Here is a 22,614-nt window from a genome sequence, read left to right on the forward strand (position 1 = left end):
GACGTATGGGGCGGAGTTCCTTGCAACGCCATTTGAGTGGAAGCTATCGACCCATAGCGGTAACTCGCCTGAATCTCACAGTCTCCCGCCAATGGACCAGTTGGTACGCAGTGCTCAAGATATTGTGATCGCCTCGAACTGGGCGACGGCTGCACAGCCTGCAGTGGGCGTGGTTTTATGGAAGGTTATAAGCACCCGGGCAAGCTGCGTTGGCGCCCCTGAGATCCATCGGATACAGGTATCGGCGGTGGAGGCTTTGTAAACTATCCATGGCTAGCCCGGTTTCCAATCGGCTTACGTGATGGTAGTTTGACACCTACGCCGTAACGGCAACCCACCCACGGAAGGACGCGCCAGATGTCAAACCCCTCAGATCAAATCCCCATGGCTCCAGCAGCGGCCGTACCCGTTGCGGCTGGGTATAAACAAGATCTTCAAGCATTCGAAACTGGTTTGATGAAATTCATAGGAAATCACGGCCTTCCGACTCAAAATGTACTTATCCCGGTTAACGAAAGAGTTGTAGTGTTCAACAACGTCGAAGTGGTATTGGAATTACTACCTTCAGAACACAAAGAAAACTCATTGTACATCTCTAAATTCATCGCCGCTGCAGCTTCAGGATTATTTGACGCCGCGCTAAACTATTTATGGGATGAAACCATCCACGAACTTCGCAAAAGAATTGTTAAATATGATCTCGAGTACTTTTTTGATCTTGCTGTAACAAATATAGATAAACGCAAAAAATTAAACACCGAGGCCGACTTATCTCTTTTAGATGATAACGAGCTCGTACGTGGGGCCTCAGAAATGGGCCTAATTTCAGGCTTAGGCTATAAACACCTAGACTTCATCCGCTACATGCGCAACTGGGCAAGCGCCGCACATCCAAATCAAAACCAAATCACCGGACTTCAACTCATAGCGTGGTTCGAAACGTGCATAAGAGAAGTAATTACTCTTCCGGAAACAAATGCTACTACAACCATTAAATCGCTGCTCAAGAACATCAAAGCCCATGCTCTAGATGCCACAAGTGCTCAACAGGTTAGTGGTTTCTTTACAAACCTTAATAATGATCTAGCGAACAACCTTATGGCTGGTCTGTTCGGGATTTACACCAATGATTCTTCAGTCCCTCTGGCGCGTGCCAACGTAGTTCTTCTTGCGCCGAAGCTTTGGCCTTTCGTCGACGAACAAACGCGTAAAAATTTCGGTGTAAAATACGGCCAGTTCGTTGCGAACAATGACGCCACCAAAGCAACATGGGCCAGACAATTCCTCGACGGGGTAGGAGCTGCCAGTTACATTCCGAGCGAGATCAGATCGGTGGAGATCAGCACGGCGTTGGAGGAGTTACTAAGTGCGCATCGGGGCTATAATAATTTCCATATTGAACCCTCGTTTGCTCGGCGTCTTGAATCGCTAGTTGGCGAAAGGGGTGAAATCCCGGCATCTATCGTCGAAGACTATGTCGAGGGCTTGGTAGAGGTGTTCCTCACAAACGGGCACGGAACCACTGCTGCGGCTGAACCGATCTACAAGCGGTTGCTTAACCTGCTCAGTCCAGATCAAGCTCTGCTGGCAATACTTTCTTTCAGGAAAACGGGTATCTCAAGCAAACTACAGTTTGGACTACCGCAGAAAAAATTTGCCGAACTGGTCGAAATTGCGAAGACAAAAATAACGAGCCCCCAAGGATTGGACATTGTCCAAATCATTGAAACCTATAAAGCTCCGCTTGACAAAATGAAGTCGGAAACAAAGCTGATGGAAAAAGTGAAAGCGATCGCGAACTCATTGGGTGTGTTGCCAACCGTATAATAATTGGAATATTGGAACTTAGGTGGAGCTACACCCACCTAAGCACGCCGCAGTCGAAACCACAGCGACTTAATGATACTGTGATAGATTCTTTCGCCAAGACACGTGTCGCGAGGAAATTGATGTTTCTTACGTCCCAAAATTATCTTCAGGAATTTCAGTCGCTGCTTCAAACAGGTAGTCGCGTTTCCCTAGCTGTTGCTTTCTGGGGGCAAGGCGCTCAGGACTTGTTGGAGAAAGCTTGGGGAGGTGAGAGCTTAAGGATCTTATGCAATCTGGGCACCGGAGGTACTAATCCCCGTGTCATTCGCGATTTACTCGCCCTTAGCTGCGACCGGCCAGGTTTGGAAGTGCTAACGTTGGATAACCTGCATGCAAAGGTAGCAATTGGTGAGCAAACTGCAATAGTCGGATCAGCGAATATCTCATCCAATGGTTTGGGTTTTGAAGACACCGAATGTGTGGGGTGGCAAGAGGCAGGGCTACTGATAAGTGATAATTCGCTCCGCCTCCAGATGCAGGCGTGGTTTGACGATTTGTGGATGCACGGTGAAGAAATAACGGAAGAAAAGCTCAAAATAGCAGAAAATCTATGGATGAAAAATCGTGGAAGTCGCCCGTTATCAGCGAAAAAACTCGTTGAGGCTTCAGCCGCCAGTCTCAAGAACCGTGATATCCATTTGGCGATTTTTCGGTTGGACGCTAGCGATCAGGCGCGAGTCGAGGCTAGCTTGGCGAACAAAGAGGCTCGACGCTCGGATTCCCCAGAGCTCTTAAATGTGAAGTTGGATTTTTTTGAGGACTGGCCTGACGACAGTGAAGAGCCTCTTCCTAGAGACGTTCCCATCCTTGCAATGCGTTACGGGCCGACGAAGCGAGTTACCCGTCTTGGGGCGTGGACTCGTGTGCCGCAACTCGACAGAATATTTCTCAGCAGCGTCACCAGCGAGCAGGTCTCACTAGTCATGCTCGGTAAGTTGGATTCGGTTGTCGGTATGTCTCTTTCGGCCGAAGACTCGAAGGTTTTCGCCAGACGGCTCAAGCCGTGGATCGATGAAATATACAACGGCCAAGACCCCGAAACAGCAAGGTGTCTTTCCCTTGATGAGTTCTTAGATTGGGAAGAGCGGATAGCTAGCGGCGATAGAGATTTGAAATCAAGCGCTCAAGCCAGTTTAGCAATGCTTACGCCGGACTATTAACGAGGCCACTTGAGGCAAGCAGATGCCAACACCTGATGATTTCATTCCTCTGGAGTTCTCAATTGGCGCCCTGAGGCGTACTGCGCCGATGGTTCTCACTGCTATCGCCACGGCAATGAAGGCATACCGGCCCTCCGACTACATTTCTGCCGATTTGATTGTTTCCCGTGCCTACGGGAAGCCAATCCCTAGCTTCGCCATTACCTTTGCTCAGTTGAGCGCCTATCTTGATCTCGCTGTTATCAAGCATGCCTCGGTCCTAATACAGACAGATGCAGGTGTCGTCCGGTCCGAACACGTCTGCATCAACCGAGGTTGGTTGCTTGCCCAAGATGAGCAGATAGCACTCATACCAAGCATTGCCCAAACCATTTCTTTGCGCTCCTCTGGGACACTGAAAGCAAGTATTACGCCACTTTATCCCCAACTTGAAGATCAAACGCCAGAAGCTGCGATCGCTGAACTGCGTCGACTCAGGATTCAGATCGACCGAAGTCGTGTACTGCCGGCCATCGATGCACGCGATCGCGAGATCGAGAAACTCCAAGCCCAGGTTGTATCTCTTGTGGAGGCTAGGTCACAGGCCGAAGAGCTAAGTGCCGCCATCGCAAGGACCTTAAGGATGCTGACTCTGGAAAATGATCAGCTTCGCAAGGCCAGGGCACAGACGGTGCTCTCTAAGCAGTTGCCGCCATCCGTCGTGTCTGCACGCCCATTGTCAAATGTCGAACGCCGCAATGCGGCTATCCGTCAAGCAAGAGCGGAAGCGGCAAATCTTGCGAGGGCCTTGTGGGGTAGCCCAGATCTCGCCGATTGCCGGACTGGAAAAATGGCTCAACTTGTTCGTAATAGTTTGGAAAGGAAATATTCTGAGCATCTTCCAGCGACGAACATAGCGTTGGGCAGATGGTTATCTGCGGACGCAGCGCCAGCCTCAGCGAAGCGCGCAGGCAGACCTTCGAAGTCCGATCCTAATAAATAATCCGCACAACCGGCCGGATATGTAGTTTTCCGGTCCCGTCAGGCAGTTTTAGCCGTTGGATAACCGTGCCAGCATTCTCATCGTCAATGACATCCTGACGGCGCGGAGCACCTGACAATGACCCATCTCCTACTATTTTTTTCTTATGGCTGTGTGCTAAGCGGTCTTCAGCGCATCGTGCCCCCCGATGACCAGTGCATCCTTCCGACTAAAACCATTCTCGGGACAACCATTGAAGCCAAGTTGTCCGAGATTGAATTGACGCGGATGAGCTCGTATCAGGAGGTGCAGCATGAAGGCGCGCAAAATCCTCACGCATGAATATGCAGATCGGCTGATCAGCTTCGATTTCGAGGGATGGATGAATGCCTCTAATGCCGGTGAGTGTTTCTGCAAAGATCCCCGCGAGTGGCTGGGGCTTGATCTAACCCAACAGTACATTAACGGACTGGCCAGGAAGAAAGATGTGAGTTTAGGAGATTTGGCAATGACTCGACGCGGTACTGAGAAGGTGAGCGGACTTTGGCTGCATCCTAAACTCGCCGGTAAGTTCGCGCGCTGGCTTTCGATCGATTTTGAGATCTGGTTCGAGGACCAAATGGAGGTGATGTTATCGAAGGACGTTGCGGGTATGGAGGCGGCGCGCCGCCATGCCTCGATGAGCTACCGCAGCCTTTGTGAAGCCTTGGTGATCAATCATCAGGTCATCGGGAAGGAAACAAAACCGCACCACTATATGAATGAGGCGAGGCTAATCAATGAAATTCTGACAGGGCTATTCCGAGGGCGTAACCGTAGCCAACTGACGGTTGCAGAGCTAGAACTGATCACCTTGCTTGAGAATCGCGATGTCTTACTGCTCGGTCAGGGGAAAGACTATCTAGATCGCAAAATCGGCCTAACCCAGTATTACGCGCAACTCTGCGACGCCGGTACGCAGCTTCATGCCCAGCGTTTGTAATGGCCGATAGGCAGAACGCTCAGCGAGGCAACCTTCACCAGAGCCCAGCGGTACCGAAATACAGGGCGCAACTCACTCTCCCATGTAGTCAAGGAGATGATGCAACGGACCGTTATAAACCCAGCCTCATTCTGTCGAGGTCGACCTCGTTTTTTACAGGCTGGAAAAAAGAGTAGAACGCGGCAGCGCCAAATTGGAAGATTGAGCCGAGAGAGAAGGAAAACAATTTTAGGATGTGAATGCAGAGTTAGGTTCGCCCGAATTGTAATTAATTTGAGTTAAGAGACAAGCCTAGGGAGATCGGATATGCAATGTCGGCTGTGTCAATCAGAAGCCAACCTCATCAATAGTCATCTAATTCCGAAAGCAGCCTACAAATTCGTGAGGAACCCACTTGGAGAGGGAGGAGATCCACCCGTGAAAATTGACACGCGAATGGGCTCTGCGAATTACAACGAGAAACAGATTTCGAGCTTTCTTCTCTGTGTAAATTGTGAGGATCTCTTCTCGAAAAACGGGGAGAAGGCGATGGGGAACCTGTGGGCTACGCACACCGAATTTCCTCTTCTGGATATGCTTGAACAACAAGCGCATATCGTTACTGGAAAAAAAATCAGCATTTACGATTCTTCAAAAATAGATAAAAAAATTCGAGATGCGCTGTTTTACTTTGCAGTGAGCATATTTTGGCGAGCTCAAGTTTGGGATTGGGGAAGACAAACTGATACGTATAAAAAAGCTCTAGGGGTTAAATACGAATTGGCATTTAGGCGCTTCCTATTAGGGGTTGCCGGACTAGCTGACGTACGATTAATGGTGATTTTAAATAATTCGGCCACCTTGAACGGAATTATTTCGATCCCGTATGCAGGCAAAACTAAAGGCTGCTATGTTCACAACTTCGATCTGCTGGGAATAAAATTTTCACTGATTGTTGGAGGACATCCGCCGGCAGTTTTAAAAACTGCATTTAACCAATTCAATTCGGAGGTAATTTTTCTATCCTCGGATTTTGAGTATTCACCGGATTTTTTGCAGATAGCCAAGACAGTTCAGACGACAGTGGCACCGAGAGGGCGTCTAGCGTTGACGGAGCCTGATTTCGGTATAGGTGTAACACCACGGAACGGACCGTGATGCAGGATAGGCAAAATTGGAACGATGATGGGGCAGATTTTTTACCTGGAAAATAAATCCGTTTCTTTATCTGCGTCCCTCACGTGCAAGACGACACTGAACGACCCGCTTGTAAACTTCCGCTGCTGCCATGGCCTGCTTCCCATATTCGCCCACGTGGCAGTGTCGCTGGACCGCGCTCCATTCGTGTGCATCCCTGTCGACAGAAAAAGGTCATTACCCTGAAACACAACCGTCAAATACCTTCGTTTCAACAGGAACCGGAACACCGCATTCAGCCACACACCCTCTGGAAAACCATCCTTGATTAGCAGCGATGTCATGCTGCATCCCCAGAACCAGAGAGGACCTCACCATGCGCGTGTCTGGCCAGCAACCCCCCGTTTCCTCACTCTCCATCGAACTTCAGCAACGGTCAAATTCGACGGCTGCCACCGGCCACGCTTCCGTGGGGCAGGGTCATCCTCAATCCGGTGAGGTCAGCGCAGCGGCGCTGACCCAAGCCCGTGAAATGAAGCATTTGCTCACTACCTACGTGAGCAGTCAGTTCCAGCCCTACAAAGATCGTCTGGATCCGGAATCGGGGCACCGGGAAGAAATCGATCAAATCATCGAGAGCCGAGTCAACAAGCTGATGGAGGAGAACATCTCGTTCCAAGAGCTTGGAACGTTGATGGAAAAAGCCGAGAAAATGGACCGCAACGCTTCAATGGTGTCGGGTACAGCTGGCGGCGTGCCTTTTGCGGTGGCGTCGTCGATACAGGCGGCCATTCCCGTGATCACGGGAATCGGGGCAAACATACAAAACCCGGTGGCAAAAGCGGCAGCCCTGGGAACGATTTCACTCGCCGCGGCATCAGCGATGGATCAGGTCGGCGGCGCTTCCATTAAAAAACTTCGAGAAGATGCGTACTACCTGCATGCGCCCGCGGACAAACTGCATGAGTCGTTGAACGTCGCCCTGAAGACCATCGATACCACAGCGAACCTGGCTATCCAAAACGCCAAGGAGGCGCAGACGTTCACGATCCGGAATGGCATCAGGACGGTGGTTGGCCCGGTAGTGGCGGCGATCAATCCGAAGGCCGAGCCCATTGTGGACACAGCCCTTGCTATCGCGGGTGGTCTTGCTGCCGGTACCGGTACCGGGTACCTCGCCAACAGTCGGCGCACCGAGCAAGGCACCAGTGGTCCCGCGCTGCTGTTGGGACGCAGAGATGCCGAGCCCAAGCAGGACCTGAGTCAGGAAACCGAATGGATCGACGCGTTGAAGGCGTTGCGGGACGCGAAAACCGTCCGTACGCCTCTCGCCAATGGAGTGGGACGTCTGGCCAACGCCGGCCGCACCCTGGTAACCGATCCGCTTGGCGCGATATCGAGAACCGCCAAAGCTACCTTCACCCCTTCCGGTGCCGCCAATGTCGCCACACTGACCGGTGGTTTCGCCGGCTTGGAAGCCGGTAAAGGCGCTGTGGTCAACGCCTTGAGCAAGCAGCACCCTGCCCTCGGTTCATTGGCGAAACACGCCGTCAATACAGTGGGCGGCGCGGCTGTGTTCGGCGGCAACGCCGCCAGTGTCGCAGTTGCAGACAAAGTGGTTGGAGACTTGAGCTCGCAAGGCAAGAAAACGGCGGAGCCCACGACAGACGCGACCGAGACTGCTCAATCCGTGCATGAAGATCCGGCCGAGGCTACCGGGGAGACTCCCGGCGAAGAGCCAGCCCGTGTCAGCAGGCCTCCCAGTCAACGGTCCCAACGAGCGGGGTCTGACTCGAACTCGCTTCCGCGAACCAGCCTCACCAGCAACCGGATCACGAATGCCGAGAACTCGGCACCCTCCTCCATCAAGTCTAGGGTGGGCAGTGCTCGGACAAGTCTCGAGGGTGAGCACGCTCAACCGACCAACAGCGGCGGACCCTCCAGCGAGGCAGCGCGGCCTGGGTCGGCATCTTCGGCGGCACCTGCCTCGCTCCAGGCTCAAACCTCGGTGCGCGCAGATGATTCCTCGGATGACGACGCCAGCTATCACACTGCGACGTCGGGTTCGTCGGATGACGAATCCGTCTACCACACGCCGCCGCAAACGCCGGCTTAAGTGAATCTCCGGAAGAGGTTGTAGCGCTGCCCGGGCTTCCGCGCTTGGCTGTCAGTCGGGCTGGAATTCGACAGTTGCGCCCAAGGCCTCCAGCCGGCCGCGCAACTGACGCAGTTGGAGTCTTGTGCCGCTTCCGGCCTTGAATCCAGGTACTTCGGCAAGTGCCAGCGCTTCTTTCAATGCCAATCCGCGTGCTTTGCTGACTAGCTGAACGACCTTGAGCTTGTGCAGGCCTGGGGCAATAACGATCAAGTTGCCGCTTTCAAAATCAGCCGGATCATTGGCATCGATTTCGGGCGGCGACTGCTCCAACCCCCCTGCTTCCTGACGCGCCTCGATTACCTCACGCCAGTACTGATTCCCGAGGCCGCTCTCGACCATGATCAGGCGATTGAATTCGACGGTGTCATAACTTACCGCTGCCAACACTTCCAACAAACGGCTAAAAGCCATAAGGCTCGGTGCGATCTGTATTGCATCCCAACGACCTGCGCCGTGAGCTGCGGTATAGACGGGATAACCGTTCGGGGCTTCGGTCGCTGCAATAAAAACCGGATCATCCAGCCCGGTCATCGCGAGGACATACCAGTCGGGATTCCATCCGCCGTCAGCTTCGGATAACAGGTTTTCTCCGGTATTCCCGTGGGTCCGGAAGCCGGCCTGAAATTCATCAAGACGATCGAATGTAGCGTAGTGCATGGGTAATAGAAGATCACCCACCACGATGCCATGAGCTAGAAACTCTTGAATGCCTTCATGGGCCAACTTCATACGTCAACACGTCTTCAAATGGGGTGTACGTTCACCCTAAGGGCATAGGCATCCGTCCTGCAAACAGTGCAGCCTTTTTGCTCCGGGGCGTTGAGAGTAAATAGCCTGATCTGGGTAAGGTGACTTGGGCGGGTCGCCCCCTCAAACATCACTCTCGGGATTGAGTGTTTTCAAAAGTGTGTGGCGACTCCACGGCCCGCAGTATCGCGGAAGATGTGCAACGATTCGGTAACCGCAGCGTTTATACCAGTCAGCCGTACCGTCATCGAGGGTCTCAATAAGTGCTTCCCGGCAGCCACGCGTCAGAGCCAGCGCCTCAAGTCGGCGCAAAAGCTCAGTGCCGAGTTTCCGCCCCCGCCAAGCTGCATCTACCCACAGGTAACTGATAAAAAGACGGCCGAACTCGGTGCGGCCGGTGACGCCGCCTATCAAGATTTCATCTTCCTGCACCGTGCAAGCGATAGGGTGCGCGACGCCGCCCTGCTCGCGGGACAAGTTCTGACCGTGTTTTATGACGCCATCAGAGACGGCTTTCAGATGCTGTTCGTGAATGCCGCATGTTTGCCATTGCCGCATGTCATTTCCTTATGTCCGGTGTACCAACATCTCGTGCAAGTGCCGTTCCTATGGGCGTTAGACTGGCTGCTTATGGCCGACATTTGCCTCTCGCAGCCACAATCCCGTACCGCTCACCAGCTCGCAGGTACTTCTCGCCTTCATCCCGGCTGAACGACAGTCCATCCTTTGCCTTTACTCGACGATGCTTTATCACCTGTCATGCACACGCCAACCTGAAGACGCTTCATTTTCTCAAGCACTTGAGGACTCAGCGCTTGACCGTATAGTTGCGACAGTTTGGCACTACGAGCAATGGACTCCTGATAATTTCGGCTGGCTTCGGCCTCGCAGCTATTGATATCGGCTTTGAACATGGCTTGCTGGGAGGAGGAATCCCCTCCCGGTTTCTCGAATCTGGTGCCTTCGTAACTTTGACGGCTGTAGTCGATTTGGGCCGTTGGCGTAGAGGGGGTGGAGGTACATCCGCCAAGAGTTACGGAAATGAGAGCGGCGATGAGGTAGGTTTTGCGCATTTGTCTTCCTTGGGTTTACGGCTCGGGCCAGTAGCATTATTAATCTGACGATAGTATCGGCGCCGTACGTCAATTCCTTAAGCACTCCACTGGTTAATGCGCGGCTTTGGACAGTTCGTGGTGAACGTCTCCTTCGGGCCGAAATCTGCCCACCGCGTCGGGGCTTCGCGTCCGCTGCATCTACCGGTAATGGGTTTCGGCATTTTATATAACTGCTTCTTGTAGTCAGCTCAGCACAACCTTTTGCCGACAGCCCTCAACACCGCTTCGATGTGCCAGGCGTCCACACCAATGACGACTGCTTCGCCAGCATCAGGCACTAACTCGATTTGGGTGGTTATGGCTTGTTCGAGAAGCAGCCGCTGCGCGTCTTCAAGAAATCTGCGTTTACCTGTCAACCAATGTCGTTGTTTGCCCGTCAGCAACGAAAGGGTTTGCGGGTAGGTGCACTGCAGTTTTTGACGCAAATTGACCAGCGCCGGTTTGTCGCCTCGGTCAATTGCCGGGGTCAGTACATACTTGCTCCCCGCCGCGGCCTCCAGATCGTATTTGTCTTGCAGATACTCATCGACACTCATGCAACTGGCGACGGTATCACGCTCGCCCGTGCTGACGTTGATCAAGTGCGCGTTGACACCGACGTAACAGAACTCCGTCATGCCGTGCACGACGTAATCTTCACTGTTACTGCGAATAACCCAGTAATCACCGTTGGCGGAAAGCTCACATGACTGAATGACAAAACGCTCAGGTTTGCCATCTCTCATGACACCTTCAGACAGGCCAAGCACGATTTGACAGGCCTGCTCTGCGCTTAGCACGCGCTTGATATCTGTCACCCTTTCCTAAAACCAAGCACTGAACGCAGCCAGCCTGCCGACTTCCGTTCATAGAAAGGCGTTGTTTCCTTGAGGAAGTAATCGCTAAGGCCTGCGCCCCCCTCTTGAACGCGATAGAGGTCAACGGGTTCGCCATCCGGAGCGGTATCTCCGGCAACGGTACCGGCTTCGCGCATGACCCGTTCAAAATCTCCGTCCGCTTCAATACCTATGATGAGATGAGGCTTTTGATCAATCGATGGGTCATGCATCAACGCCAGAAATGCACGGTTTACGTTGCGATGTTTGGCGAGTAACTGCGTGAGCGAGTTGACCATCCTTGACGGGTATTGCGACGGCTGCCCGAGCAGCACGTTCGTGTCTTTTTCAACCGTGCGCTGCGCCGGCTTCTGGCCGACCCCGTCCGAGAGCAGATGGCGCACTTCCTCCGGCAAAAACTCTTTCCCGTAAGGAGACTTTGGATTGAGGAAAAGAGGGGCGCCCCGTGTGATTTCAAACAGCGATCTGGCCGGGATTTCTACGTAGGACTCTTCGTTATCTATGGATCCTTGCAGCGTTTTTAACGAAGAAAAAAACGGGATGACAGGTGAGCCGTCAGCCCTGTGCCAATTCGCGATACTGATGTTGCTGCCCGCTTCGAGTGTGACATGGCCTTTGCCAGTCCCGGCGGTGCCAAGGACGTAGACAGTGGAATCCAACAGAATCTTGAAAAACTCAGGTCGATGGGCCGGTTCATCCGCCGCCAGCCTGAGGGATGTTTCGAGGGTGTTTTCTTGCTGGGTGTCCATGATATCCATCCGTGGCCTCATCAAAACTGACGAAAATTGAGCGCAAACAGCGCGTAGTTTTTCACGGGACTGTGAAAACAGGAAGAACAGTAGGCTAATGAATCTGAATCATGCGAAGAGTTACCCTGAACGGACGTCCAGGGAGAGCTTCTGCGTGGCCATGGTGGACGAAGAACCAAAGACGGGAATTCTCTACAAGTAGCGCATGGGGTTCAAATCGTTTCACCCTGGCAAGGTGTATTCGGCCGCAGGGCTTGGCCCCATTCCTGCGACCCCCAACCCCACCCCGTCGCTACAGACTATGTGGACGACTCGTTTTAGGGCCGGAGGCGAATACGCGGGCGCCTGTGCCTACCTGATGAAGCACGCGCCAAGTAACAAATGCGCGTGGTACGGCAGCTTTGTGCCGACTGCTGCCGTTCGCGACCGGCGGAGGGTTTTGACCCAAAGCGCTCCTTTTGCGAATCACGGGGTCCTCGGCAAAAGGACGTGGACGCCTTTAGCGCCATCCGCAGGACTTTTGGCAGCGTACATATATGGGGTTTTGCTCCGTCCCGATTTTTTTACTGCGCCAAAATCATCGCGAAATATCCGAAGACCGTCAGCAGGATGCCAGACACGGCATAGGCCACCGGAAAGCCAATCCAGGGCACGGTGCTGTCGATTTCTTTCGCGGCTTCACGCGCAGGTCCGGAATGACTGCGCGCGCCAGCCACACCGCCCATGAGAATGGCCGGGTTGATTTTGAAGACATGAAAACCCACCGCCCAGACGATAAACGGCGGAATCGTGCAGGCGACGAAGCCCAACACAAAGATCTTCAACGCGATGATTGCGCTGATTTGCGACACCAGATTCGCACCCGCATTCACGCCGACAATCGCGACAAAGAAGATCAGTCCCATGTCTTCAAGAATATTGCGTGCAGCATTGGGGGTGTTGCCGAAGAATCGAACCCGCGACACCAGTGACGAAACAATAATCCCCGAGACCAATAACCCCCCGGCGTTACCCAGGCCCACTGCCGCGCCGAATGCCGGCACTTGAATAAGGCCGATCAACAGGCCAAGTATCATGCCTAACGACAGGGTCAGCAGATCCGTCGCGGTACTTGGCCGGGCTACTTTGCCCAACAGCGTCGTGGCTCTATCAATGGCGCTGCGCAGACCGATCAGGTGCATGACATCCAGTCGCTGCAAGCGCGTTTCCAGCCCGACGGGAATGGGGGCGCCGCCGCGCTCAATACCCACCAGCTGGACTTGTCCTGCAATCGGAGACTGGCTGAAATCCTTCAGTGCCTTGCCTATGGCGTCGTGATGGGTCACCAGGATGACCGCTTCATCCAGCGGTATATTCAGCGCCCGCGCGTCTGGTACTTCAGGGCCGATAAGCCCCATGTGGTCGGTCAATGCATCCAGGCTGCCGCCAAGGGCAATCACGTCGCCCAGTTGCAGCACCAACGCGGGATCGGCACCCAGTAACTGGTCAGCCCGCTCCACATTCTCGATCTGGTAGAGCGCGAACCGCTCGCGAAACTGCGCGATGCTTTGTCCCGCCAGATCTTTGTTCACCAGCCTGTACGCTCGCAGATCAAAGGGCCGATAACCGCTGAGCCCTGCGTCATCGACATTGGGCACACCGTGTTCGACTTCATAGTCTTTGGCGGCCTTGCGCGCATCGACGCGCCACCAGCGTGGCAGGTACTTACAGATCAGGATGATGCCGACCGTCCCCCAGATATAGGTGATGCCATAGGACAACGCGATCATCGCCGTCGCTGCTGCCGCCGTTGTGCCGGGGGGCAAGGCTACGACCCCTGAGGTGATCGCCTGCTCGGCCGAGCCAATAGCGGCAGACATGGTTTGCGAACCGGCGAGAATGCCACCCGCCGCGCCAACTGGAAGGGCCAGCAGGCGAACGCCTAGCACCACGATGCCAAGCCCCAGAAACGACGAAAGAACGGCCAGGAACGTGAACTTCAGGCCATCACCTTTCAAGCTGTTGATAAACGAAGGCCCTACGCGAAGCCCGACTCCGTACATGAACAGGTAGTAGAAAAGGCTTTTGGTGAAGTTATCCAGCTCGAAATGCACGCCGTAGTACGACGCCCAGGTTGCAATGGCGCAGCCGATGACAATTGCCCCCGCCACCGCGCCTAGCCCGTAGCCTTTGATCGTGCCCCGGCCTACCCAGACGGACAGCCCAACGACCAGGAACAAAAGTATGTATGGATTGTGTTGCAGGAAGGTAAAGAAAGCATTCACGTCGATTTGCACCCGTCTGGTCACGCTAAGACACCGAGCCTCAAAGGCCCGGTGAGTTTGATGTGCAATCAGGCGACGTTTGGGGTGTCAGCCGGGATCACCGGAGCCGCTATGGCGCCATGGCTGAAGCTGGGTCCCGCGTCCGAATGCTCCACTCGGTTCTTTTGCAGGTAGGTGAGGGCTTTGCGCAGGTCCTCCAGCAACAGTGCGACCAGGTCGCGACTCACGCCATGTCGCACCAGAACCCGCTGCACCACGGTGTTTTGGCGATTAGACGGCAAGGGATACGAGGCGATCTGCCAGCCGCGCATGCGTACACGCTCCGACAGGTCATAAAGCGTGAAGCCATGGTCGATCCCGTCCTTAAGCTTGTAGCAAACTGCCGGCAGACCGTCTTTGCCGTCGTAAACGAGCTCGAGTGAGGGAAACTTCAGGATTTCTGCCGCCAACCACTGCGCGGTGTCGGAGCAGGCCTGCTGAATGCGCGTGTAACCGTCGCGTCCAAGTCGCAGGAAGTTGTAGTACTGAGCAATGATTTCGCCACCTGGCCGGCTGAAATTCAGCGCGAAGGTCGCCATGTTGCCGCCCAGATAGTCCACGTAAAAAATCAACTCTTCCGGCAAGTCATCGGTGGAGCGCCAGATTACCCAGCCCACGCCCAGCGGCGCCAAGCCATATTTGTGGCCTGAAGCGTTGATGGATTTGACGCGCTCGATCACAAAGTCCCATACAAGATCTTGCTGGATAAACGGTGCGATGAAGCCGCCGCTGGCGGCGTCAACATGAATCGGGATATCCAGGCCGAGGTCGCGTTGCATGGCGTCCAACTCCGCAGCCAGGGCAGCCACCGGCTCATAGATGCCGGTGAACGTCACGCCTAGCGTGGCTACAACACCAATGGTGTTCTCGTCACAATATTCACGCAGGTCGGCCGGCAGCAGTCCCAGCGCGTTGCCACGCAGCGGCACCTCGCGGATTTCCACATCGAAATACCTGGCAAACTTCTTCCAGCAAATCTGTACCGGACCGCACACGAAATTGGGTTTGTCAGTCGGCAAGCCGGATGCTTCCCTGCGTTTTTTCCAGCTCCACTTCAAGGCCAGGCCGCCGAGCATCGCGGCCTCACTGGACCCCGTGGTTGAACAGCCTACGGTTTGCCATGATTTCGGGGCATGCCACAGGTCTGCAATGATGTGCACACAGCGATTTTCGATCTCCGCCGTCTGTGGGTACTCGTCCTTGTCGATCATGTTTTTGTCGAGGGCATCAGCCATCAACTGCTTGACCTCCGGCTCGACCCAGGTGGTGCAGAAGGTCGCCAGGTTCTGTCGGGAGTTGCCGTCGAGCAGCAACTCGTCGCGCACCAGATTGTAAGCAGCCGAGGGCGTGGTTGACTGATTGGGGAGCCGGTACTTGGGCAATTTATGCTGAGATGAGCCACTCGAGTAAACGTCTTCGATGGCTTGATCTTGAATCTCGACGGTTTTATGAAGTGCCATGGAATCCTGCTCTTGAATGAGGGGAATGGCGTAGACGTTGATCGACAAACATCGATCTGCCTGCGTCAGGAAGAGAGCGAACCGAGGGGTTGCAAAAGACCGCGGCTGTCAGGTGGAGCAGCAATGACTTAACCGCTATCGCCCTGCGTGGGGGAAAACAGCGGTGCATTCACAGTGCCCGATGGTGCTCGACTTTTATCCCCGTACATTGACAAAGATCATTAACACCCGAGATATCTGCACCTGGACTGGCCGCGAAAGCCTCCTGGATGCGCATTCGCAGACGCGGCTTCTCAACAACCAGCAGGCATTTCAGCCCTTCTTCTTTGCTCTTCCGTTATCGGCGCCCTGCCCCCGCGTCACCTCAAATCGCTTCACATTCTTGCGCAACCAACTAATGAAACCATTGGCATCAGCCACCACCGGCTTAGCCTCCAACATCGCCGCCCGCGCCTTCTCACGAAACTTCGCCAGCCCAGCCAAGGCCCCAATTAATTCCGGATGCTCCGCCAGCCAAGGCTCCAGATCAGCCTTGTCGATCCGGTAAATCATGCAGTCGGTGTACGCACAGAAACGCGCCACCGTCGGCGTCGCGTCAATAAAACCCGTCTCACCCAGCAGCTCGCCCGGCCCCATGCGGCCCACTTCCAGCCAGCCGTCCGGCCGTTGCAGCGAAGCCGATACCACCCCGGACTCGATAATGAACAGCGCATCAGGCACCGCCCCTTCAGCCAGCACGATGTCTTTCGCTGGATAAGCGCCCAGGCGCATGTGCTGTTCCAGTTGTGCGCGGTCGGCGTCGCTGAGCATGCGCAGCGCATTGACGGTATTGAGCACGGCGGACTGGCGGGTCGCGGGGCGGAGCTGGTCCTGGCGGGTGTCGGTGGACGCCAATTGGCGGTGGATCAGGTCGAACAGCTGATTGCGTACCGCTGAACACCGATCCCGGGATTTCACGTAGCCGGTGACTTCGTAATCGACGATGCGCAGGCCGGACTTGACCACCACCGCCGACGGCGCGGGCTGGGCCAGTAATTCACGGCAGCCCAGCAGCGCTTTCTCCAGGGAGTCCAGCACCAGGCTGGGTCGCAGACGGATGGACTGCTCAATGGACAGGGTGACCGAATGGAAATGGTCCGGCCGGCTGAAGTTGACGATGCGGGTCTTGGCGGCCATGGCGTTGGGGATCACCGCCATGCTGCCCTCGGCCGTCAGCAAGTGGGTGGAGCGCCAGTCGATTTCGATGACCTTGCCTTCGATGTCGTCGACGCGAATCCAGTCGTCCACCCGGAACGGCTTGGTCGCGTTGAGGACGATGCCGGAGAACACGTCGCCCAGCGTGCTTTGCACGGCGAGGCCGAGGATGATCGCCACGGCGCCGGAGGTGGCTAGCAGTCCTTTGACCGGCAGGTCGAGCACGTAGGCGGCCGCCGCCACTGATGCGACGAGGAAGATGATCGCGCCCATGACGTCCTGCAGCAGATGACCCTTGCCGCCGATCCGTGGCTCCATCACCACGATGGCGAGCACGGTCAGGGTCCGCGCGCCGAACAGCCACCAGGCGATGGTCAGAATGGTGCCGAGCACATGCCGGGGAACGGACCAGTCGGCGGGCACCGGATACAGCGGACTGAGCCCGCCATCCAGCAGCGCCATGCTGAACAGCACGAACAGCGCAAGCCGGCACACGAGCTTGCGCCGCAGCCAGCGCGGGTGCAGCCATTGCCAGAGTGTGAGGTCGATGACCAGCAGCACGGCAGCGCTGATCAACGGATAGGCGAACCACAAATGATCCATCAACGTTCCCTGAGGGTGGACAGCCCGTGGAGCTTAGCTGAATACCCTGCAGGGAAGTGTCGGTCACATCATTGGGGGAACAGTGGAGCGAATCGGGGCGAAGGATGATTGTGGGCAGATGTCCACTCTGCAGGGGCCGGCGTGCTGGCGAATGCGGGGGGGTCAGGCGGCTGGATGTCGCAGCTGATATTTTTCGCGGGCAAGCGCGCTCCTACAATTGATCTCGACACCATCCGGAATCTTCGATGTACATGAATTTGTAGGAGCCGACTTGCTGGTGAATGCGGGGGGTCAGGCGGCTGGATGTCGCAGCTGATATTTTTCGCGGGCAAGCGCGCTCCTACAGTTGATCTCGATAACATCCGAAATCTTCGGTGTACATGAATTTGTAGGAGCCGGCTTGCTGGCGAATGCGGTGGGTCAGTAAAGGATATTTTGCCCAATAGACTGGGTTCGCCAGCAAGCCGGCTCCTTGGAGTGAGGGTGTGTCAGTTAACCGCGTGGTGGACGATCGGACCCATCAGAACGCCGTCACGCCCCCGTCCACCGCCAGTGAGTGCCCGGTGGTGAACGCGGCGCCGTCGCTGCACAGGTAGAGCACGGCGGCGGCGATTTCTTCGACTTTGCCGATGCGCCCGACCGGGTGCATGGTGGCGGCGAATTCGGCCTTGCGCGGGTCGGCTTCGTGGGCGCGGCGGAACATGTCGGTGTCGATCACCGCCGGGCACACGGCGTTTACGCGAATGTGCTTTTTGGCGTACTCGATGGCCGCCGATTTGGTCAGGCCGATCACCGCGTGCTTGGAGGCGCTGTAGATGCTCATCTTCGGCGCCGCGCCCAGCCCGGCGACCGACGCGGTGTTGACGATCGCCCCGCCACCCTGGGCCAGCATCAGCGGCAACTGGTATTTCATGCACAGCCAGACGCCCTTGACGTTGACGCCCATGATCGCGTCGAACTCGGCTTCGCTGCCTTCGGCGAGGCGGCCCTTTTCGATTTCGATGCCGGCGTTGTTGAAGGCGTAATCGACGCGGCCGTAAGCGTCCACGGCCTGGGCCATCATCTGCTGCACCTGAGCGTCCTTGGTCACGTCACACGGCAGAAACAGCGCTTCACCGCCCGCCTGACGAATCAACTCGGCCGTGCCCTCGCCGCCCTCGCGGTCCAGATCCACCGCCAGCACTTTCAGGCCGTGTTCGGCGAACGCCAGCGCAGTCGCTCGGCCAATGCCCGCCGCGGCGCCGGTGACCAACGCGACCTGGCCGGAAAACGTCATGCTCATGGGATCGTCCTTTTTGTACTTATTAATGGAAGGCTCGGCTCAAGCCGGGCATGCGCCGCAGCTTAGCGGTCGCGACACACTCAACGTCAGCACTATCAGGAGGCCGGTTGCCGGGCCATTGGTGGCGATGATGATCCGCCACAAGCGCCATCATCCGCATGGATCGGCGGGCATTCGGTGCAGTGGCAATCCTTGCTGTCTGGACCCTTACGGTCTATCACTGCCGCTTCGTCGATAATCGAGAGCCTGCCATGACCGCCTTGAACAACCGCCAATTCCTCCTCGCCCGCCGCCCGGTGGGTGCTGCCAGCCGCGAAGATTTCACCTTCCAGACCGTGCCCGTTGCCGAGCTCGCTCCAGGACAAATAATGGTGAAAAGCGAATACCTGTCGCTGGACCCGGCCATGCGCGGCTGGATGAACGAAGGCAAGTCCTACATGGCACCCGTCGAGATTGGCGCGGTGATGCGCGCGTTGGGTGCGGGCAAGGTGATCGAGTCGCAACACCCGAAATTCGCCGTGGGCGATTACGTTCAGGGCGTGCTTGGGGTGCAGGATTATTTCGTCGGCGAGCCCAAGGGCTTCAACAAGGTCGACCCCAAACTCGTGCCGTTACCGGTGTACCTGGCCGCGCTGGGCATGACTGGCATGTCGGCCTACTTCGCCCTGCTCGAAGTCGGCCAGCCCAAAGCCGGTGAGACTGTGGTGATTTCCGGCGCGGCCGGCGCGGTGGGCAGCATTGCCGGGCAGATCGCCAAAATCAAAGGCTGCCGGGTCATCGGCATCGCCGGCGGCAAGGAAAAATGCCAGACCCTGATCGATGAATTCGGCTTCGACGGCGCCATCGACTACAAGAACGAGGACATTCACGCAGCGCTGAAACGCGAATGCCCCAAAGGCGTGGACGTGTTTTTCGACAACGTCGGCGGCGACATCCTCGATGCGGTCCTTACCCGCCTGGCGTTGAAGGCGCGGGTGGTGATCTGCGGCGCCATCAGCCAGTACAACAACAAGGAAGCGGTCAAAGGCCCGGCCAACTACCTGTCGCTGCTCGTCAACCGCGCGCGCATGGAAGGCTTCGTGGTGATGGACCATGCTGAACACTTCGCCAAGGCAGGGATGGAAATGGCCGGCTGGCTGGCTCAGGGCAAGCTGAAAAGCAAAGAGCACATCGTCGAGGGCCTGGAAACCTTCCCCGAAGCGTTGCAGATGCTGTTCAAGGGCGAAAACAGCGGTAAGTTGATCTTGAAGGTGTGAGCTGAATGTGTGGGCTCAACCTGTGAACCCTCGCTGATAATCCGCTGAACAACTCTCGGATAACACTGCCAAAACCACCAGAGGGCGCACTCTGGTGTAAGCTCGTGCGCTGTTGATCCGACCCATCGAGAGGCTTATGCGGGCTCCTTTCCGACGTTCTACCCTTGCAGCGCTGCGTGGTTTTGAATCCTCCGGCACGGCGATCACGATTCTGCCGAGTGCCGCCGATTACCGGCAGACGCTGCTGGCGAAGATTGCCGCCGCCACCCGGCGGATTTACATCGTCGCCCTGTACCTGCAGCAGGATGAAGCCGGCCAGGAAGTGCTCGATGCGTTGTATGCCGCCAAGGCTGCGCGGCCGGAGCTGGACGTTGTGGTGCTGGTCGACTGGTTCCGCGCCCAACGGGGCCTGATCGGCGCCGGCAAACAGGCCGGGAACTCGGCGTGGTATCAGGCGCAGAACCTGGAACACGACCAGGAAGTGCCGGTGTACGGCGTGCCGGTGCAAACCCGCGAGCTGTTCGGGGTGTTGCACCTCAAGGGCTGCGTCATCGACGATTGCGTGATTTACAGCGGCGCCAGCATCAATAACGTCTACCTGCACAAGCTCGGCAAATACCGGCTTGATCGCTATCACTTGATCGAGAGCAAAGGCCTGGCGGACTCATTCCAGCGCTTGGTGCAGCAGGACATTCTGCCTTCCGACGCCGTGCATCGCCTCGACCTGCCCTCGCCGCCCAGCTCACGCAGCTTGCGCGGGGAGATTCGTCAGTTCCGCCAGCACCTCAAGCGCACCAGTTATGACGTCAACGATGGCGTGCGTGACAACGGCGAGATGCGCGTCATCCCGCTGCTGGGCATCGGCAACAAGAACCCGCTGAGCAAAACCCTCTGCGATCTGATTGCCGCGACCGATGAGCAACTGACGCTGTGCACGCCGTACTTCAACATGCCGCTGGTGGTGAAGCGCGAGATCAATCGCGCGCTGAAGCGGGGCGTGAAGGTCGACATCATCATCGGCGACAAGACTGCCAATGACTTTTTCATTTCGCCGGAGGAGCCGTTCAAGGTGATCTCCGCGCTGCCGTATCTGTACGAGATCAGCCTGCGTCGCTTCATGCAGAAGCATCAGACGGCGATCGCCAAGCATCAGCTGAACATCCATCTGTGGAAAGACGGCGACAACACCTATCACCTCAAGGGCCTGTGGTCGGACGACCGCTACACCTTGCTGACCGGCAACAACCTCAACCCGCGGGCCTTTCAGCTGGACCTGGAAAACGCCGTGCTGATCGATGACCCCAAGGGCGAATGGCTAAAGCCGCGCGCCGAGGAAATCGCGCTGCTCATGCGCGATACCCATCGGGTCGGCAAGTTCGACGAGTTGGATACCCTGAGCGAATACCCGGTCGGTGTGCGCACCTTTCTGCGCCGGGTCAGCCGGGTCCGCGTCGAGCGCCTGCTCTACCGGATTCTCTGACGATCATGGGCAAAAGCACTGGCGTTCGTGCGCAACAGGCGGATCAGACGCGGGCGCGCATTCTTCAGGCGGCGATCACGGTGTTCACCCGCGATGGCTATTCCGGCGGGCGCATCGAGAAGATCTCCGCCGAGGCCGAATCCAACGACCGGATGATTTATTACTATTTCGGCAGCAAGGAAAAGCTGTTCGTCAAAGTGCTTGAGCACACTTACGAGCAGTTCAACCGCGCCGAAAGCCTGCTGCCCCTGGACCCGTCGACGCCGGTGCAGACGCTGCGCCAACTGGTGGCGTTCGTCTGGGACTACTACGTCAGCCACCCGGAATTCGTCGCCATCCTCAGCATCGAAAACCTGCACAAGGGCAAGCACGCCCGCCAGTCCGGCGAGCTTCGACGTCTGTCAGGTGAAGCCGTCGGCGTGCTCAGACCGATCATCAATGCCGGTCAGGCACAGGGCTTGTTTCGGCAGGACCTCGACATCAAGCACGTGTATTTGATGATCGCCTCGCTGTGCTACTTCTATAACTCCAACCTGCACACCCTCACCTCCTTCCTGGGTCATGACATGGCCGCTGAGGGGGAGCGGACGGACTGGCTGGCGTTTATTCAGGACCTGGTGATGCGTGGGGTCATGGTGTTGCCGGAGTAGCCTGATCGATGAAGCATTTGTAGGAGCGCGCTTGCCCGCGAATGCGGTGTTCGGCGTACGCATAACCTGTGGGAGCCGGCTTGCTGGCGAATGCGGTGGGTCAGGCGAATAGATGTCATGGGCTGATATTTTTCGCGGGCAAGCGCGCTCCTACAGTTGATCTCGGCAAGGTTCGAGATTTTGGGCATACACGTACTCTGTAGGAGCGCGCTTGCCCGCGAATGCGGTGGGTCAGCGATGATGATGTTGACCGGTACGACGGGTTCGCCAGCAAGCCGGCTCCTACAGTCGATCTCGGCAATGCCTGAGGCCTGCGGCGGGTGCGCAATGGATCTCGGCAACATCTGCAATTTTCGGCGTACGCATAATCTGTGGGAGCCGGCTTGCTGGCGAATGCGGTGGGTCAGGCGAATAGATGTCATGGGCTGATATTTTTCGCGGGCAAGCGCGCTCCTACAGTTGATCTAGGCAAGCTTCGAGATTTTGGGCATACACGAACTCTGTAGGAGCGCGCTTGCCCGCGAATGCGGTGGGTCAGTGATGATGATGTTTACCGGTAAGACGGGTTCGCCAGCAAGCCGGCTCCTACAGTCGATCTCGGCAATGCCTGAGGCCTGCGGCGGGTGCGCAATGGATCTCGGCAACATCTGCAATTTTCGGCGTACGCGTAATTTGTGGGAGCCGGCTTGCTGG

The 22,614-nt window shown here is 56.3% G+C and carries 18 protein-coding genes; 9 read left to right on the plus strand and 9 right to left on the minus strand.

Annotation, left to right across the window (positions count from 1 at the left end; translation table 11 throughout):
* Positions 1-357 precede the first annotated feature (357 nt).
* From OKW98_RS20560 to OKW98_RS20585, 6 genes are all read left to right on the plus strand, one after another.
* Positions 358-1,827, plus strand: a complete 1,470-nt coding sequence (locus tag OKW98_RS20560) for a hypothetical protein (RefSeq protein WP_265386420.1) — start codon at positions 358-360, stop codon at positions 1,825-1,827.
* 122 nt (positions 1,828-1,949) lie between these two features.
* Positions 1,950-3,029, plus strand: coding sequence for a phospholipase D family protein (locus OKW98_RS20565; protein ID WP_265386421.1), 1,080 nt, complete (start codon positions 1,950-1,952; stop codon positions 3,027-3,029).
* Between the two features lie 22 nt (positions 3,030-3,051).
* Positions 3,052-4,011: a hypothetical protein gene (locus OKW98_RS20570; protein ID WP_265386422.1), complete on the plus strand. Its 960-nt coding sequence runs from the start codon at positions 3,052-3,054 to the stop codon at positions 4,009-4,011.
* A 292-nt stretch (positions 4,012-4,303) separates the two neighbouring features.
* Positions 4,304-4,972, plus strand: coding sequence for a KilA-N domain-containing protein (locus OKW98_RS20575; protein ID WP_265386423.1), 669 nt, complete (start codon positions 4,304-4,306; stop codon positions 4,970-4,972).
* A gap of 417 nt (positions 4,973-5,389) precedes the next feature.
* On the plus strand, positions 5,390-6,109 hold the full coding sequence (locus OKW98_RS20580) for a hypothetical protein (RefSeq protein WP_265386424.1): 720 nt from the start codon (positions 5,390-5,392) through the stop codon (positions 6,107-6,109).
* A 355-nt stretch (positions 6,110-6,464) separates the two neighbouring features.
* A complete protein-coding gene (locus tag OKW98_RS20585; protein WP_265386425.1) occupies positions 6,465-8,204 on the plus strand; it encodes a hypothetical protein in 1,740 nt (579 codons plus the stop codon).
* 51 nt (positions 8,205-8,255) lie between these two features.
* Here OKW98_RS20585 and OKW98_RS20590 read toward each other — a convergent pair whose 3' ends face one another.
* The 9 genes from OKW98_RS20590 to OKW98_RS20630 form a co-directional block, all read right to left on the minus strand.
* Positions 8,256-8,975, minus strand: coding sequence for a hypothetical protein (locus OKW98_RS20590; RefSeq protein WP_265386426.1), 720 nt, complete (start codon positions 8,973-8,975; stop codon positions 8,256-8,258).
* Positions 8,976-9,116: 141 nt separating this feature from the next.
* A complete protein-coding gene (locus OKW98_RS20595) occupies positions 9,117-9,551 on the minus strand; it encodes a GNAT family N-acetyltransferase (RefSeq protein ID WP_265386427.1) in 435 nt (144 codons plus the stop codon).
* A gap of 140 nt (positions 9,552-9,691) precedes the next feature.
* Positions 9,692-10,066, minus strand: a complete 375-nt coding sequence (locus OKW98_RS20600; protein ID WP_265386428.1) for a hypothetical protein — start codon at positions 10,064-10,066, stop codon at positions 9,692-9,694.
* A 230-nt stretch (positions 10,067-10,296) separates the two neighbouring features.
* Positions 10,297-10,905: a hypothetical protein gene (locus OKW98_RS20605; RefSeq protein WP_265386429.1), complete on the minus strand. Its 609-nt coding sequence runs from the start codon at positions 10,903-10,905 to the stop codon at positions 10,297-10,299.
* Complete coding sequence (sseB, locus tag OKW98_RS20610; RefSeq protein ID WP_265386430.1) at positions 10,902-11,693, minus strand: enhanced serine sensitivity protein SseB; 792 nt, start codon at positions 11,691-11,693, stop codon at positions 10,902-10,904. Before sseB ends, OKW98_RS20605 begins: the two co-directional genes overlap by 4 nt.
* Positions 11,694-12,256: 563 nt before the next feature.
* On the minus strand, positions 12,257-13,969 hold the full coding sequence (locus OKW98_RS20615) for an aspartate:alanine exchanger family transporter (protein WP_265386431.1): 1,713 nt from the start codon (positions 13,967-13,969) through the stop codon (positions 12,257-12,259).
* Positions 13,970-14,025: 56 nt separating this feature from the next.
* Positions 14,026-15,456, minus strand: a complete 1,431-nt coding sequence (locus OKW98_RS20620; protein WP_265386432.1) for a glutamate decarboxylase — start codon at positions 15,454-15,456, stop codon at positions 14,026-14,028.
* 312 nt (positions 15,457-15,768) lie between these two features.
* Positions 15,769-17,253, minus strand: coding sequence for a mechanosensitive ion channel family protein (locus OKW98_RS20625; RefSeq protein WP_265386433.1), 1,485 nt, complete (start codon positions 17,251-17,253; stop codon positions 15,769-15,771).
* A 520-nt stretch (positions 17,254-17,773) separates the two neighbouring features.
* Positions 17,774-18,535: an SDR family oxidoreductase gene (locus tag OKW98_RS20630; protein ID WP_265386434.1), complete on the minus strand. Its 762-nt coding sequence runs from the start codon at positions 18,533-18,535 to the stop codon at positions 17,774-17,776.
* Positions 18,536-18,786: 251 nt separating this feature from the next.
* Here OKW98_RS20630 and OKW98_RS20635 point away from each other — a divergent pair, with 251 nt between their 5' ends.
* The 3 genes from OKW98_RS20635 (at position 18,787) to OKW98_RS20645 (ending at position 21,921) form a co-directional block, all read left to right on the plus strand.
* Positions 18,787-19,791 carry an NADP-dependent oxidoreductase gene (locus tag OKW98_RS20635; RefSeq protein WP_265386435.1) on the plus strand — a complete coding sequence of 335 codons (1,005 nt, stop codon included), beginning with the start codon at positions 18,787-18,789 and terminating at the stop codon, positions 19,789-19,791.
* 136 nt (positions 19,792-19,927) lie between these two features.
* Positions 19,928-21,271 carry a CDP-diacylglycerol--serine O-phosphatidyltransferase gene (gene pssA, locus OKW98_RS20640; RefSeq protein WP_265386436.1) on the plus strand — a complete coding sequence of 448 codons (1,344 nt, stop codon included), beginning with the start codon at positions 19,928-19,930 and terminating at the stop codon, positions 21,269-21,271.
* A gap of 5 nt (positions 21,272-21,276) precedes the next feature.
* A complete protein-coding gene (locus OKW98_RS20645) occupies positions 21,277-21,921 on the plus strand; it encodes a TetR family transcriptional regulator (RefSeq protein ID WP_416147474.1) in 645 nt (214 codons plus the stop codon).
* The last annotated feature ends 693 nt before the right edge of the window (positions 21,922-22,614 follow it).

Source organism: Pseudomonas sp. KU26590 (assembly GCF_026153515.1).
Lineage (GTDB): Bacteria > Pseudomonadota > Gammaproteobacteria > Pseudomonadales > Pseudomonadaceae > Aquipseudomonas.

What these genes read in the sequence shown, in the direction of transcription:
- OKW98_RS20560 (WP_265386420.1), top strand. Translation starts at nt 358, where the DNA reads ATGTCAAACCCCTCAGATCAAATCCCCATGGCTCCAGCAGCGGCCGTA.
- OKW98_RS20565 (WP_265386421.1), top strand. Translation starts at nt 1,950, where the DNA reads ATGTTTCTTACGTCCCAAAATTATCTTCAGGAATTTCAGTCGCTGCTT.
- OKW98_RS20570 (WP_265386422.1), top strand. Translation starts at nt 3,052, where the DNA reads ATGCCAACACCTGATGATTTCATTCCTCTGGAGTTCTCAATTGGCGCC.
- OKW98_RS20575 (WP_265386423.1), top strand. Translation starts at nt 4,304, where the DNA reads ATGAAGGCGCGCAAAATCCTCACGCATGAATATGCAGATCGGCTGATC.
- OKW98_RS20585 (WP_265386425.1), top strand. Translation starts at nt 6,465, where the DNA reads ATGCGCGTGTCTGGCCAGCAACCCCCCGTTTCCTCACTCTCCATCGAA.
- OKW98_RS20590 (WP_265386426.1), bottom strand. Translation starts at nt 8,975, where the DNA reads ATGAAGTTGGCCCATGAAGGCATTCAAGAGTTTCTAGCTCATGGCATC.
- OKW98_RS20595 (WP_265386427.1), bottom strand. Translation starts at nt 9,551, where the DNA reads ATGCGGCAATGGCAAACATGCGGCATTCACGAACAGCATCTGAAAGCC.
- OKW98_RS20600 (WP_265386428.1), bottom strand. Translation starts at nt 10,066, where the DNA reads ATGCGCAAAACCTACCTCATCGCCGCTCTCATTTCCGTAACTCTTGGC.
- sseB (WP_265386430.1), bottom strand. Translation starts at nt 11,693, where the DNA reads ATGGACACCCAGCAAGAAAACACCCTCGAAACATCCCTCAGGCTGGCG.
- OKW98_RS20620 (WP_265386432.1), bottom strand. Translation starts at nt 15,456, where the DNA reads ATGGCACTTCATAAAACCGTCGAGATTCAAGATCAAGCCATCGAAGAC.
- OKW98_RS20625 (WP_265386433.1), bottom strand. Translation starts at nt 17,253, where the DNA reads ATGGATCATTTGTGGTTCGCCTATCCGTTGATCAGCGCTGCCGTGCTG.
- OKW98_RS20630 (WP_265386434.1), bottom strand. Translation starts at nt 18,535, where the DNA reads ATGAGCATGACGTTTTCCGGCCAGGTCGCGTTGGTCACCGGCGCCGCG.
- OKW98_RS20635 (WP_265386435.1), top strand. Translation starts at nt 18,787, where the DNA reads ATGACCGCCTTGAACAACCGCCAATTCCTCCTCGCCCGCCGCCCGGTG.
- pssA (WP_265386436.1), top strand. Translation starts at nt 19,928, where the DNA reads ATGCGGGCTCCTTTCCGACGTTCTACCCTTGCAGCGCTGCGTGGTTTT.
- OKW98_RS20645 (WP_416147474.1), top strand. Translation starts at nt 21,277, where the DNA reads ATGGGCAAAAGCACTGGCGTTCGTGCGCAACAGGCGGATCAGACGCGG.